Here is a 15,929-nt window from a genome sequence, read left to right on the forward strand (position 1 = left end):
AACAGCCAAGGTCCGAACAGCCAAGGTCCGAAGAGTAAGCGCTCGAAAAGCCGCCCCCACCATCTGAACAGTGAACAACTCACCGAGCTGGGACAGCAGTTGAGGGTGGACTCGGTACGGGTCGCCGATGCGGCCGGATCGGGCCATCCCACCTCCTCGATGTCCGCCGCCGACCTCATGGCGGCGCTGCTCGCCAACCATCTGCACTACGACTTCGACCGGCCGGACGATCCGGGCAACGACCGGCTGATCTTCTCCAAGGGACATGCCTCGCCGCTGCTGTACTCCATGTATCTGGCGGCCGGCGCGGTGGACGAGAAGGAGTTCCTCACCTATCGCACCCTCGGCAGCCGGCTCGAAGGCCATCCGACCCCACGGCTGCCCTGGGTCGATGTCGCCACCGGATCGCTGGGCCAGGGACTGCCCGTCGGTGTCGGCATGTCGCTCGCGGGCCAGCGGCTCAGCCACACTCCGTACCACGTCTGGGTGTTGTCCGGCGACAGCGAGATGGCCGAGGGCTCCGTATGGGAGGCGATCGAGGAGGCCGGGGACCAGCATCTCGACTCGCTGACCCTTGTCATCGACGTCAACCGCCTCGGTCAGCGCGGCCCCACCCGCCATCAGCGGGATCTGGACGCCTACGGCCGCAGGCTGCGCGCCTTCGACTGGCACACCATCGAGATCGACGGCCATGACCTCGATGCCGTCGACGCCGCCTTCACCGAGGCCAGGTCGACCTTCCGCAAGCCGACCGCGATCATCGCGGGCACCCGCAAGGGACGCGGCGTCGCCTCCGTCGAGGATCGCGAGGGCATGCACGGCAAGCCGCTGCCCGACGCGGAGAGCGCCATCGAGGAACTGGGCGGGCGGCGCTCCATCCGGGTGTCGGTGGCGAAGCCCACCGAGCCCGAGCACCCCGCCCGCAGCGCCGGACGGCGCGGCACCATCAGGCTGCCGCGCTACGACCTCGGCGACTCGGTCGCCACCCGTGACGCCTACGGCAGGGCACTCGCGGCCCTCGGCACGGCCCGCGAGGACGTGGTCGTGCTGGACGGCGAGGTCAGCGACTCCACCCGTTCGGAGTTCTTCGCCAAGGAACACCCCGAGCGGTTCTTCGAGTGCTACATCGCCGAGCAGCAGATGATCGCCGCCGCCGTCGGTATGCAGGCGCTGGGCCATGTCCCGTACGCGTCGACCTTCGCGGCCTTCCTGACCCGCGCGCACGACTTCCTGCGGATGGCGGCCGTCAGCCGGGCCTCGATCAATGTCGTCGGCTCGCACGCGGGCGTCTCGATCGGCCAGGACGGTCCGTCCCAGATGGGCCTGGAAGACCTGGCGATGTTCCGTGCCATACACGGCAGTACGGTGCTCCACCCCTGCGACGCCAACCAGGCGGCGCGGCTCGTGGCGGCGATGTACGAACTGCCCGGCGTCTGCTACCTGCGTACGCTCCGGGGCGCGACACCGGTCATCTACGGCCCCGACGAACGGTTCCCCGTCGGCGGCAGCAAGGTGCTGCGCCGCTCGGACGCGGACCGTGTGACGCTGATCGGCACCGGAGTCACGGTCCACGAGTGCCTCAAGGCGGCGGATCTGCTGGCCGGGGAGGGCTTCCCCGTACGGGTCGTCGACCTGTACTCGGTCAAGCCCGTCGACGAACACACGCTCCAGGCCGCGGCCGACGAGACCGGCTGCCTGGTCACGGTCGAGGACCACCATCCGCAGGGCGGCATCGGGGACGCGGTGGCAGAGGTGTTCTCCGACGGCCGTCCCGCGCCGAAGCGGCTCGTACGGCTCGCGGTGGGGAACATGCCGGGCTCGGCGACTCCGGCGGAGCAGCTCAGGGCGGCGGGTATCGACGCTGACTCGATCGCGGCGGGGCTGCGGCTGCTGGTGGAACAGACCCTCCGCTGACGGCGGAAGCCGAACACCAGGAGCCGAACACCAGGAGCCGAACACCGGGAGCCGAACACCGGGATTCAGACGCGAGTGGGACCGGAACACACGGCGGACAGACAGAAGGACCGGAATACATGGCGGATACACGCAGAAGGACCGGACGCACGGCGAAGAGAGGGAAGACGGTATGAGCACCCATCCAGGCCCGCGGCCCGCGCCGGCCGTGACACACCGGCCGACCGAGCGCGAGGGACGGATACGTACCTGCGTTCCGGCGCGGGTCACCCCGCGCGAGCGCCGGGCCGGAGCCGGCCATGAGCGACAGGAGACGGCCGATCAGGAGTGGAACGTAGTGCGTGGAGAGGACTGACTGACTGTGCGGCTGACCACAGCCGCCTGAACATCGGCCTGTACGTCCTGTACGTGGAATGGGACCGGGACACGCCCTAGGAGTGGCCGCGGCACGCGGCCCGCACCGGTGTAGACCCGGAGCTGTTCTTCCCCGTGGACGACTCGGGACCGGCCGTCGAGCGGGCGGAGCGCGCCAAGAAGGTGTGCCACGGCTGCCCGGTGGAGAGCCGGTGCCTCGAATGGGCGCTGGCCACCGGCCGTACCTCCGGAGTCCGGGGCGGTACGGACGAGGAGGAGCGCCGACGGCTGCGGCGCCGCGCCGAACGGCGCGGGGCCCAGGACGGTCCCTCGGCGCGCACCCGCCGGTCCGCCGCGCCGGGCCGGCAAAGGCGTCCCCGACCGTTCCCGCATCGCGCGTGGCCGGGCCCGCGCGCCCGCGTCCCGTGTTGCGGGGCCGGGCGGGGCACGGGAGGGTCGGACTGCCGAATCGAGGCGAATCGAGGAGGAATCGCCCCCATGCCCATCGCGACGGTGAATCCCGCCAGCGGAGAGACGCTCAAGACCTTCGACGCGCTGGGAGCCGAGGAGATCGAAAGCCGGATCGCCTGCGCCGCCCAGGCGTTCCGGCACTACCGGCTCACCGGATTCGACGAACGCGCGCGGCTGCTGAACCGCGCCGCCGATCTGCTGGAGCAGGACGCGCCGGAGATCGCCCGGACCATGACCACCGAGATGGGCAAGCCGGTCGCGGCGGCCCGCGCCGAGGCGCTGAAGTGCGCGAAGACGATGCGCTGGTACGCCGAGCGCGCCGAGGAACTGCTCGCGGACGAGCACCCCTCGGACGCCGACGTACGGGACGCGGGCGCGTCCAGGGCGATCGTCCGCTACCGCCCGCTGGGCGTGGTCCTCGCGGTGATGCCGTGGAACTTCCCCCTCTGGCAGGTCGTACGGTTCGCCGCGCCCGCCCTGATGGCCGGCAATGTGGGACTCCTCAAACACGCCTCGAACGTCCCGCAGACCGCCCTGTACCTGGAAGACCTGTTCGGCAGGGCCGGATTCCCGGCCGGCTGCTTCCAGACGCTGCTGGTGGGCTCCAGCGCGATCGAGAACATCCTGCGCGACCCCCGGGTGGCCGCCGCGACACTCACCGGCAGCGAACCGGCAGGCCGGTCGGTGGCGGCCATCGCCTCCGACGAGGTCAAGAAGACCGTTCTGGAGCTGGGCGGCAGCGATCCGTATGTCGTCATGCCCTCGGCGGAGATCGAACGGGCGGCGCGTACGGCCGTCACGGCCCGTGTGCAGAACAACGGCCAGTCCTGTATCGCCGCCAAACGCTTCATCGTGCACGAGGACGTCTATGACGCCTTCGCCGAGCGGTTCACCGCGGGGATGCGTGATCTGACGGTCGGCGACCCGATGGACGAGTCCACCGATGTGGGGCCGCTCTCCAGTGAGCGGGGCCGCGCCGATCTGGAGAGGCTGGTCGACGACGCGCTGACTCGGGGCGCGACCGCGCTCTGCGGCGGACAGCGGCCCAAGGAGCACGAGCGGGGCTGGTACTACGAACCCACCGTGCTCGCCGGTATCACCTCCGCGATGCGGATCCACCGCGAGGAGACGTTCGGGCCGGTGGCCACGCTCTACCGGGTCTCCGGGCTGGACGAGGCGGTGGCGCTCGCCAACGACACGCCCTTCGGGCTGAGTTCCAACGTCTGGACGCGTGACGAGGAGGACGTGCGCCGCTTCGTACGGGATCTGGAGGCGGGCGGGGTCTTCTTCAACGGGATGACGGCCTCGCACCCCGCCCTCCCCTTCGGCGGCGCGAAGCGCTCCGGTTACGGGCGCGAGCTGTCGGCGCACGGTATCCGGGAGTTCTGCAACATCACCACGGTGTGGCACGCCGCGGAACCGGACGACACCCATTAGGTCCGGTCCGCCGGACAGGCCCTTGGACCGGGCCGCCACGACCGGGACGACGGCTCGAAGGAGGGCCGGATCACGGTCAGGACGGGGACCAACAGGGAGACGGGTATGCGCAAGGCGACCACGACCACCGCGGGCGCGTCGGCCGGGCTCACCGAAGCAGAGCTCGCCGCACTCGACGCCCACTGGCGTGCCGCCAACTATCTGGCCGTCGGCCAGATCTATCTGATGGCGAACCCGCTGCTCCAGGAGCCGCTGGCGCCGGAGCACATCAAACCCCGTCTCCTCGGCCACTGGGGGACCTCACCCGGCCTGAATCTGGTGCACACCCATCTCAACCGGGTGATCAAGGCCCGGGATCTCGACGCGCTCTGCGTCTGGGGGCCGGGACACGGCGGCCCCGCCGTCCTCGCCAACTCCTGGCTGGACGGCACGTACTCGGAGACCTATCCGGACGTCAGCCGGGACCGGGCGGGCATGGAGCGGCTTTTCCGGCAGTTCTCCTTCCCCGGCGGGGTCCCCAGCCATGTCGCTCCCGAGACCCCGGGCTCGATCCACGAGGGCGGCGAACTCGGCTACTCCCTCGCGCACGCCTACGGAGCCGCACTGGACAACCCCGAGCTGCTGGTCGCCTGTGTGATCGGTGACGGCGAGGCGGAGACGGGGCCGCTCGCCGCGTCCTGGCACTCGAACAAGTTTCTCGACCCGGTCCACGGCGGCGCGGTCCTGCCGATCCTGCATCTCAACGGCTACAAGATCGCCAACCCGACCGTGCTCGCCCGGCTGCCGGAGGGCGAACTCGACTCCCTGCTGCGCGGCTACGGCCATGAACCCCTCCATGTCACCGGTGACGAGCCCCTGGCCGTCCACCGCGCCATGGCGGCGACCATGGACCGCGCCCTGGACCGTATCGCCCAGATCCAGCGGGACGCCCGTGAGGGCCGGACCGCCGACCGGCAGTACTGGCCCATGATCGTGCTGCGTACGCCCAAGGGCTGGACCGGCCCCCGCGAGGTCGACGGACTGCCCGTCGAGGGGACCTGGCGTGCGCATCAGGTCCCGCTGAGCGGTGTCCGGGACAACCCCGACCATCTGCGCATGCTCCAGGCATGGCTGCGCTCCTACCGTCCCGACGAACTGTTCGACGCGATGGGCGCGCCCAACCCCTCCGTACTCGACTGCGTACCGGCGGGAACGCGCAGACTGGGGGCCAATCCGCACGCCAACGGCGGTCTGCTGTTGCGGGATCTGCCGGTCCCGCCACTGGAGCGGCACGCGGTACGGGTGGACAAGCCCGGCACGGTCCTGCACGAACCCACCCGAGTGCTCGGCTCGTTGCTGGAATCCGTCATGGAAGCCACCTCGGGACGGCGCGACTTCCGGGTCTTCGGCGCCGACGAGACCGCCTCCAACCGGCTGGACGCGCTCTACGAGGCCACGGCCAAGGCATGGCAGGCCGCGACGCTCGACACGGACGAGCATCTCGCGCCCGACGGCCGGGTGATGGAAGTGCTCTCCGAGCATCTGTGCCAGGGTTGGCTGGAGGGCTATCTCCTCACCGGCCGGCACGGTCTCTTCGCCAGCTACGAGGCGTTCGCCCATATCGTCGACTCCATGGTCAACCAGCACATCAAGTGGCTGCGGACCTCGCGGCGACTGCACTGGCGCCGCCCCATCGCCTCCCTCAACTACCTGCTGACGTCCCACGTCTGGCGCCAGGACCACAACGGCTTCTCCCACCAGGACCCCGGCTTCGTCGACCACATCCTGAACAAGAGCCCCGAGGTCGTACGCGTCTATCTGCCGCCGGACGCCAACACCCTGCTCGCCGTGGCCGACCATGTGCTGCGCAGCCGCGACTACGTCAATGTGATCGTCGCCGGCAAGCAGCCGAGCTTCGACTGGCTCACGCTCGACGAGGCCCGCGCCCACAGTGCCCGGGGTGCGGGGGTCTGGTCATGGGCCGGTACGGAGAGCGCCTCCAAGACCAGCTACCGGGAGCCGGACGCCGTCCTGGCCTGCGCCGGGGACGTGCCCACCCAGGAGACACTGGCCGCCGCCGACCTGCTGCGGCGGTATCTGCCCCAGCTGGTCGTGCGTGTGATCAACGTCGTCGACATGGCGCGGCTGCTGACCCATGACGAACATCCGCACGGGATGACGGACTCCGAGTACGACGCCCTGTTCACCACCGACAAGCCGGTGATCTTCGCTTACCACGGCTATCCCTGGCTGATCCACCGGCTCACCTACCGCCGCCGGGGGCATGACAACCTCCATGTCCGCGGCTACAAGGAGGAGGGGACGACCACGACCCCGTTCGACATGGTCGTCCGCAATGACCTCGACCGGTACCGGCTGGTCATGGATGTGATCGACCGGGTGCCGGGGCTGGGGGTACGGGCGGTCGCCGTACGCCAGGCGATGGCGGACGTCCGTACCCGCCATCACGCCTGGATCCGCGAGCACGGCACGGACCTGCCCGAGGTCGCCAACTGGACCTGGACGGGCTGAGCCCGGCTCCACCGGACGGCGGAACCGGGCTCGTCACCGCGTGAGCGCGCACCACCGCGCGAACGCGCCCCGGCTTGGAGGCCGCGCGGATAGGTGGGGCGGCGTCGCGTGCCGATGGGCGGCGCCCGGCGGCGTTGTCGTCGGGCGACGACTCCCCCACAGCCCTGAGGGCGTGGGAGGGGCCCCTCCGCGTCGCCTCCCTCCTCCGCCTTGCCGGGCGGCCTCTTACGGCGTGAACTCGCCGGCCAGCGCGGCGGCCATGCGCAGCTGCGGCGCGGCCTCCTCCGTCCGGCCCTGCCGCTCCAGCGTGCGGCCCAGCATCAGCCGGGCGTAGTGCTCCACCGGGTCGCGCTCCAGGACGGCCCGCAGCTCGGCCTCGGCCTTCGCCAGCCGCGCCGAGTGGTAGTAGGCGCGCGCCAGCAGCAGCCGCGGCGCGACCTGCTCCGGGACCTCGTCCACCAGCCCGGTGAGGATACGGGCGGCCGTGACGTACTCCTTGGCGTCGAAGAACAGCTGCGCGCGGTCCCAGCGCTCCGCGGCCGTTCCGTACTCGTAGTACGTGGTCTCCACGTGCCCTCCTTCATCGTCTTCGTACACCGTGAACACCGTAAGATGGTTGAACATTCCACTATCGATTTCGTGTGGGTACTGCCCGGCCGGGCACCACGGGAATAGGTTGTCCGCCATGAGCAATCTTGATCGTCAGGCATCCGTCACCGTCTGCGGCGGTCGCGGCTTTGTCGTCGCCGAACCGGTACGTGAGTTGCTGAGCCCGCGCCGGGTCCAGCTGGGGGAGTCCACGGAGGTCCGCAGGCTGCTGCCCAATCTGGGCCGCCGCATGGTGGGTGCCTGGGCCTTTGTCGATCATTACGGGCCCGACGACATCGCCGACGAGCCCGGCATGCGGGTGCCGCCCCACCCGCACATGGGCCTCCAGACCGTCAGCTGGCTGCACGACGGTGAGGTGCTGCACCGCGACAGCCTGGGCAGTCTCCAGACCGTACGCCCGCGCGAGCTGGGCCTGATGACCTCCGGCCGGGCGATCTCCCACTCCGAGGAGACCCCGCGCTCGCACGCCCGCTTCCTGCACGGCGCCCAGCTCTGGGTCGCGCTCCCGGACGCCCACCGCGAGGTCACCCCGCACTTCCAGCACCACGCCGACCTCCCCGTCGTCACCGCCCCGGGCCTGATCGCCACCGTCATCCTCGGCGCCCTCGACGGCGCCGTCTCACCCGGCACCACCTACAGCCCCCTGGTCGGCGCCGACCTGGCCCTCGCCCGCGGCACCGAGACCCGGCTGCCGCTCGACCCCGACTTCGAATACGCCGTACTGGCCATGTCGGGCGAGGCCGAGGTCGACGGCGTACCCGTACTGCCCGGATCCATGCTCTACCTCGGCTGCGGCCGCACGGAACTCCCCCTGCGCGCCGAGTCCGACGCCGGTCTGATGCTCCTCGGCGGCGAGCCCTTCGAGGAGGAGATCGTCATGTGGTGGAACTTCATCGGGCGTTCGCACGAGGAGATCGAGGAGGCGCGCAGGGCCTGGATGGAAGACTCCCGCTTCGGCGAGGTGCATGGCTACGACGGCGACCGGCTGCCCGCCCCCGAACTTCCGCCGGTGGCCCTCAAACCACGCGGCCGGGTGCGCTGACCCGCGGTTATTGAGCTCGCTGTCGCCCCGTGACGTGACCTGCGCCGAGCCCCTTGCCGGACCGGCGAGGGGCTCGGCCATGCCTGCCATCTGTCGCTTCTTTGGGGTGGTCGCCGGTTGCGGGTTCGGACTGTTGCCTGATGCATGTGAACTCCGCCGAGTGAACCGCCTGTCTCGGTGTCCTGGTTCCCGGAGCCGACCTGAACCTGCCTGGTGACACCATCAGTTCAGCGCTGCTCACCGCACTGTTCGACCCATTCGCCGATCCGGCCACCGGCCTACCCCGAATGGGCAGGGCTGACTTCCGAGGAGCTACTTTCACAGGCGATGCCGAGTTCGGCTCGGTCACCTTCGCGCTCGAACCGTAGGTTCGGCTGGTCCACCTTCGGACTCGATACGGTGCTCGCCGGTGCCTCATTCGAGCAATCGCCGACGCTGGGACCGCTCGTATGCGCAGCCTGGTGTCGCTGCCGAGCCTGGAGATGGTCCACTGTTGCCGAGGCTGGGCAGGCCGTAGGGGAAGAACTTGTTCTTCAGGTGGAACGTCCTGCCACAGCGTTTCGGCGCCGGCCCGGATGGTGCCGTGCGGGTCGTCGCCGGTGTCGCGCCCGGGTGGCCCACCGCGGGATGCGCACCGCCGTGCTCGCGCGGAGGACCAACCCTCGGAGCGAGGTCACCGATCCGAGACTCGGATCCCCGGCTCCGCCGACACGAGTTCACGGATCTCTTCGCAGCGCTGCCGGGGTCACACCCGTTCCGAGGAGGGTCCCCGACGGCCGGATTCCCGCATCCGAGGGGGCACCGTCGCGATGCGCGACAAACCGGACCCATCCCGTTGCCGAGTGGCGGCCCGTCGCGGAAGCGAGCACGGGTCCAACGCCGGTGGCGTATCCATCCGGCGAAGGGATCGTTGTCACGGGTGTACAGCCGCCAGGAACCTCTCACTCCGCCCCCTCTTGCCCCAGCAGGCTTCAGGCCCAGCCCAGGAGAGCACCGTGGAACCGACTGATGACCACGTACTTCCCCCTGCCCAGCCCGGCAACGCCCCCTCCCCCGGACGGACATTGGATTCGCCGCGTGACATGGCCGCGGGTTTAACCCGTGCCGCATGTAGGACGGTCCGTCAGACGAGACGGGATCCAATGATGGTTTCACGTACGGCTGTCGTCGCCTTCGCTGCGGTGCTCGCGGTCGCCGGCGTCTCCGCGGCACCAACGGCAGCCCTGCCGCGACCCGTTGGCAACGGTGCGGCTGCCACAGCCGCGGCCGGGCCCGGTGCGAACTGCGCCACCGCAGCCGAGTCCGCCCGCCCCGTCGTCTTCGTCCACGGACTGAACGGGTATACCGGCATCTTCGACACCATGAAGGCGGCGTTCAAGGAAAAGAAGGGCGGTTCTGCCTCCTTCACCAGCAGTGACTTCTGCGATTGGTCATGGAAGTCGAACGAACATCTCGATGTTCTCGCGTACAAGTTCCGAAACGACATGCGGTCCGTATTCGGCAGCAAGGCGTTCGACATCGTTACGCACTCCGCCGGGGGGCCGCTTACTCGGTTTGCGGTCAAGGGCGGCTTCGTTCCCTCGATCGGGACGGGCATCGAGTTTGATGGCCTGCGCGGGCAGGCCAAGCACTGGGTCTCTCTCGGAGGCCCCAACGGAGGGGTTCGCGGTGCGGCGTTCTGCAGCGCCGCCGGCGTCGCGTGCGCTGATCTGGCCGTAACCGGTGGTTTCATCTCGAAACTGAATAAAGCTCCGGCAGCGCCCGGGCCCACCCAGTACCTGACGTACCGTGCGCCGTGCGACGACGCGGTGGGGGAGTGGAGCGTTCCGGTCGATAACGCAGACAACCGCTCGACCAGCGAACCGTGCGGATCGGATAAAAACGGAAAAGGTGGTGCGCACGATAAAATCCCGAAGGTCGACGACGTCATCGACGGCGTATTCGAGTTCCTTCAGCCCGCCACGGGCAGCCACCGGTTCCGGGTGGACAAGTTCACCATGACCTCCGGCGACGAGCAGGGAAGAACCGGGGACGACCTCTACGGAATGATCACCAACGGCACCCGCGAGGTGTGGTCCCTCAGCCAAAGCCAGCACCTGCCCAACAAGCACTTCCCCTACGACCTGCCTGGCGTCAAAGACGACTGGGTCACTACCGCCGACGGCGGGGGCCACATCTACGTCAACGTCATGGACCAAGACGGCGGCAGCTCAACCAGCGATGACGACAACCTGGTGGAGGACTCGGCCACTTGGACACCGGGCATGGGGACCGGCTCGTTCACCACGAAGCTCAAGGGAAAGTACGGCGCCGGCTATCTGACCTACACCGTCACGAACGCCAACGGCAGCGTCGACCCGTTCCCGCGCTACTCCGGGGACTACATGGTGACCAACCTCGACAGCGGCAAGGTCATGAACCGCAAGAGCGGCGGGATGACACCGGGCACGGTCGTCAACCAATACCAACCCGCCTACGACACATCCGAGGACTGGACACTGTCGAACTTTGAGGACGGCAGGCTTCAGTTCTGGAACCAGGTGCCTCACAGCAAGGCCATGTGCATGTCGGAGCCGCCTTCAAGCACGAATATTGAGCTGATGGAGTGCCCCGGCCGAGAGAAGGGGACCAACTGGGTCCCCCAGCACGGCAGCAACGGCTACTACCGGCTCAAGAGCGACTACAGCAACAAATGCCTGGCAGCGCCCAACAAGAGCGTGGTCCAGTTGGTCGCGCAGACGTGCAAGAGCGGCAACAGCGAGAACTGGACCATCTCCAAGCTCACGGCCAACACCCGCATCGGGCCGTGGGACTGGTCAAGCAAGGCCCGAGTCGACTACGCGACACCCGCCGGGCAGTACGACCAGGACTACTACATGACCACGGTGCAGATCTCCGGCCTGCCGGCGGACAGGGACCCGCTTACCGACTGGAAGTTCTCGTTCCTGCTGCCCCCGGGATTCAAGGTCGACGAGGCTTACGACGGCGTGGCCTTCGTACAGCAGACCGACGCGCAGGGCAACCCGGCCCCACGGGTGGACGTGTATGGCGGTGATGCTGCGATTCCGCCCGGCGGGTCTGTGAAATTCCACCTGCGCGGATCGGGCAACCAAGGCATGCGCCCCACATTCCACGGATGCGTCCTGAACACCATGGAGATGGACTGCACCCCCGACGAGAGCACCATGTGAATGCGAGGGGTGGTGTCAGCGGGTTATTGATCAGAAACTCAAAGGGTTCTCGTTGAGGGTGTAGCGGACGCGGGAGCCATGGAAGTAGCTGCCGGACGATGTCGTCGCGACGAACTCGCGCGGAGCCGGCCGTTCCCCCCCCCCACCATCGGATGACCGGCTGCTCCAGGGCGAAATTCCCCTACTGGATCCGGCGGAGCGACAGCTGCGGCATTCGCGAGATCGTGCTCGCCCGTGATGGCGAGGCGTCGGGCCGATCGCGATGTATGGCCGGAGTATTAGGCGGGCGTGTCGGTGGTGGGGGTGAAGTCGTGCGGGGTGGGATCGCGGTCATCGGGTGTGTTGCCGCTGTATTCGATCTGGACGTCGGTGCTGGTGGGCAGGGCGGTGTTGCCAGTGAGAGTGACAACGATGGTCCCGTGGTTGGACTGGCCGTTGGCGGGGGGCGGGTCGAGTGGGGGGTCGATGTCGCGGGTCTTTGTTTTGGTCGCGGCGCCCCAGACGGTGTCGATGGTCACACCGGTCGGCATAAGGAGGTCGACGGCCCAGGTTTCGATGGGCCGGGTCCCAGTGTTGCGCAGGGTATAGCGGGCCTTGTAGTAGCCGCCTTCGGCCTGTTCCAGGACCTTGAAGTCGACATCGACGTTCTCCGCTTCTTCCCGCGTGTCGTACATGATGACCTTCTGGTCCAGCGATACCCGCTCATCGAACTGCCAGCGGTACCAGTCGTAGCTGGTGTTTTTGTCGACTTCTGCCTGTACGCCCCAGGATTTCGATCCATGGGGGATGTGCAGGTAGCCGATATTCCCGAAGCGTTTGACGAGGAACCCCGTTTTACCCGGAACTTCCTGAAAATCCCATCCGGCGTAGTCGTCAGCCATCACCGCCTTCTCGGCCACGTTGCCCAGGTAGAAGCCCGACCCGCTCTTCTCGTTCACCAGGCCGGCGCGGCCTCTGACGGGCTGCCAAACTTGATTGGGATATCCGTCGTAACTCTCCTGTTTTACACCGGCTCCCCCCTTCGCTCCAATCGCTTTGCCGGTGCTCCGGTTCCAAATGACGTAACTCTTGCTGTCTGCCAGCCTGGGGTTCTTGAACTCGTTCATGCGGATCACCGCGGCGATGAGATCGATGTCCGATGCATCGTCCTTCCCGCCTGGATCGGGGGTGCAGACGTAGTCCATCGCGATCACACCGGTCCTGATGTTCTCGGCGTACTTGTCGTTCAGGAGATCGAGAACGTAAGGGTTCAGTCGCCTGGCGAAGTCCCAGGGAGTCCAAGCGATGTTGCTTCCCGTCTTGCCGTTGGCGCTGGTGTGGTTGACGTACAGCTTCTTCCGCCCCTCGCCCACACCTGTCGCGATGGAACTCTCCAGGTTTTCAGCGACACGCCTCTGCTTCTCTGCCACGGAGGGGTCCGCGTAGAGATCCTGTGTCACAAAAAGGCTGGGGTCGTTCCACTTGACTCCCCCGCCCAGGTAGGGCTCTCCCGACATGATGACGATTCTTCCCCGCGCTTCCTCCAGAGTCGGGAAGCGGGTGGCGGATTTGTCGTACCAGACCCAACCCCAGCCGATATTGGACACTTCCCTCTCGAAAAGCGCGATGAAGCCGGAGTCGGAAGTTTTATCTTCTCTCCTCACTCGCATCAAGAGGGTCTCGGTCGGGTGTGCCCTGAGGAATTGCTTGCAGTCGTTCAGGACGGAGTAGAGACTCTTGGACATGTAGAACGGCCCGTGATAGACGCCCAATGCGGTCTCGTGCCTGCCCAGCCGGATGTCGATGTAACGGATTCCGGCATAGAGCTGCCAGCTCAGTGGCTGGTACTGGCATCGGGCCCAACCGAGGCTGCCGGCCTTGTACATCGCGCAGGTCTCGTGCGTGCCGGGGATGGACATATCAGTGAGGCGGACGCCATCGGGGACACGGGACATCCAGCGGACGGTGGCGGACCGGACTCCTCCGAGAGATCGGACCGTAGGGTCAGCCGAACCGGGAGACTTGGTGGGGTTGATGTTGGTGAGTTCCACAGTGTTCTCCGTAAGCTTTCCGGGCGGTGCTCCGGGAAGAGGGCGCGGAGCGGTTCCGGTCTGGTCTGAGCTGGTCAAGCGGCACGCCTCACGCTGCGTGAGAGTTGGCGGGTAGGGCAGTGGTGCGGGTGACCTCTTGATCCCGCAGGCGGATCACGGGGCGGGCCCGGATGGCCCCCGTCGCGTACCTGCCACCCCACTCTGAACCCGATCACCCCGGCTCACACAAGGCGCAATCCACCCGCGCGCGGTGACACCTGCGATGTCTGGGGCAATTCTTCTTGATCTTGTGGTGCGGTGGCGTCACCACACGCCCTAGACGAGTAAGAGGGCACCTGATCCTAGTAGTTGGTGTTCTGGGATGTTTTTGTGACGAGCGCCGTTGGTAGTCGTTGCATGAGGCGTGAGTGTTCGTCGTCCCTACCGCGGTGACGTGTCCGACGCCCGCTGGGCCTTGATCGAAGCCGGCAAGCCGGCAAGAAGATCAAAGGGCTCAAGCGGCACCTGATTACGGACACGCTCGGTCTGGTGCCGGCCGTCCTTGTCAACGCCGCAAACGTGCACGACACCACCGGCGGAAAGCTCCCGCTCGACGACCTGGCCGCTGCACACCCCGGCGTGACCAAGCTCTGGGCGGATGGCGGCTACCAGAACAGCATCTTCAACCACGGCGCCAGGTTGGGAATCTATGTCGAGCCGCTGCCCAAGCGGTGAGTGATCGAGCGGACCTTCGGCCGGCTGATGGCCGGCAGCAAGCACCACCCGATCGGGGAGCGATCGCGCTGCTGCACTGATCCCGCCGTCTGTGCATCCGCTGGGAGATCCGCGACGACATCCACCGCGCGTTCGTCCCCCTCGGCTGCGCCGTCATCTGCTGGCGACGACTGCGCACCGCACTTTGTTGAGAGTTGGGGCAGGCGATGCGCCCCCTGGGGATGGCCTGCTCGATGCGTCAGAACGCATTCGTAGCAGTCGGGCCCGCGCAGCCTCACATCCGGGATTTCAGCACGTCGACCTCACAGCCAGGCGCGAAGGGGTCGAAGCCGTGCTCGATCAGCCAGCGAACTGCCAGCAGGCTTCGCAACGACCACCACGCGTGGATCATGTCGAGGTCGATGTCGATGCCATAGCCGGCGATGACGTCGTCGAGGTGCTCCTCGTGTCCGAGCGTGAAGGTGGCGAGGTCGTACAGGGCATCACCCTGACCCGCCTCGGACCAGTCGATGATGCCCGTGACCTCGTCGCCGTCCACGAAGACGTGCGCGATCTGCAGGTCGCCGTGCGTGAACGCCGGAGTCCACGGCCGGAGCGCGGCCTCGGCGACCTGGCGGTTGTGGGTGACCAGGTCAGCGGGCAGGAGGCCGTTCGTCACGAGCAACTCGCACTCGTCGTCGAGTTCCGCCGCCAGCGCGACGATGCTCCGGCCGGCCCGGCCGGGCCGGGGTGGCAGCGGCGCGTCGTGCAGCTTCCGGATGGCGGCGCCCGCCGCGGCCCACGCCGCCGACGACCCGGTCGACGGCCCGCCGAGGCGCCCAAGCGTCGTCCCCGGGAGTGCGGCGATCGCGAGCACAGGCGGCTTGCGCCACAGGACCTCCGGGGTCGGGACCGGCGCGAGGGACATCGCCTCGACCTCGACGTCGATGCGCGCCTGATCGGCGTCCACCTTCAGGAACACGTCGCCGACGCGCAGGGTCGCGCGCTCGGAATGGGCGACAACGACTTTGACCTCATCCATGGGCGACCAGTATCCCGGGAATGATTGCCGACGTCGCCGGGTTTATCGCGTGCGATTACGCGGCTGACTGCGTCCCGATGCCCGGCGGCCTCGTGCGCGACACCGATCTCTGACCGGGTCAAGTCCACCACTTTTGTTTCGGCTCCGCTTTGTTCGACGGCGTTGTTGGGGCAGGGCCCCGGGGAGAATCCTGTTCGTCCGTTTTGATCATGGGATGCCGTGCAGGTTGAGGGTTGTATCGGGGCGGGTGTGAGCGCGTCGGCCGCCGGCGACGAGCATCCGGCTGCTGTCGGCGCGGACGGCACCGCGCAGGCCCTCGTCGTCCACGGCGAATGCCCGCCGCCTCAGCCGGACCGGGTCCGGGGCAAGCACGGCGGCTCGGTGGGCACGGCGCTGTTCGCGTTCGGGGACGCCGTCGGGTTTCCGTCGGCGTAAGCACCGATGTCGTCGACCCTCTGCTTGATTTTGTCGTTGGGTGGGACGGGGGCGTCCTCAGGGCGGAAGGTGTCCCGGCAGAATTTCTTCAGAACGCCGTACCGCGTCGACAGGTCGTAGCACATCACCGCCACCCATGAATCGGGCGTCGCCTTCGCCAGTGGCTGTAAGCCGACGGTGGGGAGCAAGAGGCGTCCAGT

Annotated in this window: 10 protein-coding genes and 1 pseudogene; 8 read left to right on the top strand and 3 right to left on the bottom strand. The window is 67.8% G+C overall.

All coding sequences use genetic code 11. The annotated features are described in order from the left end of the window. Positions 1 to 63 precede the first annotated feature (63 nt). From ACFRMN_RS26240 to ACFRMN_RS26255, 4 genes and pseudogenes are all read left to right on the top strand, one after another. On the top strand, positions 64 to 1,914 hold the full coding sequence (locus tag ACFRMN_RS26240) for a transketolase (protein WP_383023612.1): 1,851 nt from the start codon (positions 64 to 66) through the stop codon (positions 1,912 to 1,914). Between the two features lie 450 nt (positions 1,915 to 2,364). Then, positions 2,365 to 2,547: pseudogene (locus ACFRMN_RS26245) on the top strand (WhiB family transcriptional regulator); the annotation flags it as partial. A 219-nt stretch (positions 2,548 to 2,766) separates the two neighbouring features. Further along, complete coding sequence (locus tag ACFRMN_RS26250; RefSeq protein WP_383023408.1) at positions 2,767 to 4,176, top strand: NADP-dependent succinic semialdehyde dehydrogenase; 1,410 nt, start codon at positions 2,767 to 2,769, stop codon at positions 4,174 to 4,176. 105 nt (positions 4,177 to 4,281) lie between these two features. Next, the gene (locus tag ACFRMN_RS26255) at positions 4,282 to 6,687 is read left to right on the top strand and encodes a phosphoketolase (RefSeq protein ID WP_383023410.1); all 2,406 of its coding nucleotides are present in this window, start codon (positions 4,282 to 4,284) and stop codon (positions 6,685 to 6,687) included. Between the two features lie 225 nt (positions 6,688 to 6,912). Here ACFRMN_RS26255 and ACFRMN_RS26260 read toward each other — a convergent pair whose 3' ends face one another. Further along, positions 6,913 to 7,257 carry a tetratricopeptide repeat protein gene (locus ACFRMN_RS26260; RefSeq protein ID WP_383023413.1) on the bottom strand — a complete coding sequence of 115 codons (345 nt, stop codon included), beginning with the start codon at positions 7,255 to 7,257 and terminating at the stop codon, positions 6,913 to 6,915. Between the two features lie 115 nt (positions 7,258 to 7,372). Here ACFRMN_RS26260 and ACFRMN_RS26265 point away from each other — a divergent pair, with 115 nt between their 5' ends. Continuing rightward, complete coding sequence (locus ACFRMN_RS26265) at positions 7,373 to 8,338, top strand: pirin family protein (protein ID WP_383023416.1); 966 nt, start codon at positions 7,373 to 7,375, stop codon at positions 8,336 to 8,338. Positions 8,339 to 9,480: 1,142 nt separating this feature from the next. Beyond that, complete coding sequence (locus ACFRMN_RS26270; protein ID WP_383023418.1) at positions 9,481 to 11,529, top strand: RICIN domain-containing protein; 2,049 nt, start codon at positions 9,481 to 9,483, stop codon at positions 11,527 to 11,529. 278 nt (positions 11,530 to 11,807) lie between these two features. On the opposite strand, the gene ACFRMN_RS26275 is transcribed toward ACFRMN_RS26270, so the two are convergent. Further along, complete coding sequence (locus tag ACFRMN_RS26275) at positions 11,808 to 13,463, bottom strand: phosphatidylinositol-specific phospholipase C domain-containing protein (protein WP_383023421.1); 1,656 nt, start codon at positions 13,461 to 13,463, stop codon at positions 11,808 to 11,810. A gap of 543 nt (positions 13,464 to 14,006) precedes the next feature. On the opposite strand from ACFRMN_RS26275, the gene ACFRMN_RS26280 reads away from it, so the two are divergent. After that, on the top strand, positions 14,007 to 14,273 hold the full coding sequence (locus ACFRMN_RS26280) for a transposase (RefSeq protein ID WP_383023615.1): 267 nt from the start codon (positions 14,007 to 14,009) through the stop codon (positions 14,271 to 14,273). Positions 14,274 to 14,547: 274 nt separating this feature from the next. Here ACFRMN_RS26280 and ACFRMN_RS26285 read toward each other — a convergent pair whose 3' ends face one another. After that, the gene (locus ACFRMN_RS26285) at positions 14,548 to 15,294 is read right to left on the bottom strand and encodes a phosphotransferase family protein (RefSeq protein ID WP_383023422.1); all 747 of its coding nucleotides are present in this window, start codon (positions 15,292 to 15,294) and stop codon (positions 14,548 to 14,550) included. Positions 15,295 to 15,543: 249 nt separating this feature from the next. On the opposite strand from ACFRMN_RS26285, the gene ACFRMN_RS26290 reads away from it, so the two are divergent. Beyond that, positions 15,544 to 15,729: a hypothetical protein gene (locus ACFRMN_RS26290; protein ID WP_383023425.1), complete on the top strand. Its 186-nt coding sequence runs from the start codon at positions 15,544 to 15,546 to the stop codon at positions 15,727 to 15,729. The last annotated feature ends 200 nt before the right edge of the window (positions 15,730 to 15,929 follow it).

The organism is Streptomyces sp. NPDC056835 (genome assembly GCF_042789485.1).
Classification (GTDB): domain Bacteria; phylum Actinomycetota; class Actinomycetes; order Streptomycetales; family Streptomycetaceae; genus Streptomyces.

Excerpts from the sequence above, each read along its gene's own strand:
- ACFRMN_RS26250 (WP_383023408.1), top strand. The coding sequence starts at position 2,767 with ATGCCCATCGCGACGGTGAATCCCGCCAGCGGAGAGACGCTCAAGACC.
- ACFRMN_RS26255 (WP_383023410.1), top strand. The coding sequence starts at position 4,282 with ATGCGCAAGGCGACCACGACCACCGCGGGCGCGTCGGCCGGGCTCACC.
- ACFRMN_RS26265 (WP_383023416.1), top strand. The coding sequence starts at position 7,373 with ATGAGCAATCTTGATCGTCAGGCATCCGTCACCGTCTGCGGCGGTCGC.
- ACFRMN_RS26270 (WP_383023418.1), top strand. The coding sequence starts at position 9,481 with ATGATGGTTTCACGTACGGCTGTCGTCGCCTTCGCTGCGGTGCTCGCG.
- ACFRMN_RS26275 (WP_383023421.1), bottom strand. The coding sequence starts at position 13,463 with ATGTCCCGTGTCCCCGATGGCGTCCGCCTCACTGATATGTCCATCCCC.
- ACFRMN_RS26285 (WP_383023422.1), bottom strand. The coding sequence starts at position 15,294 with ATGGATGAGGTCAAAGTCGTTGTCGCCCATTCCGAGCGCGCGACCCTG.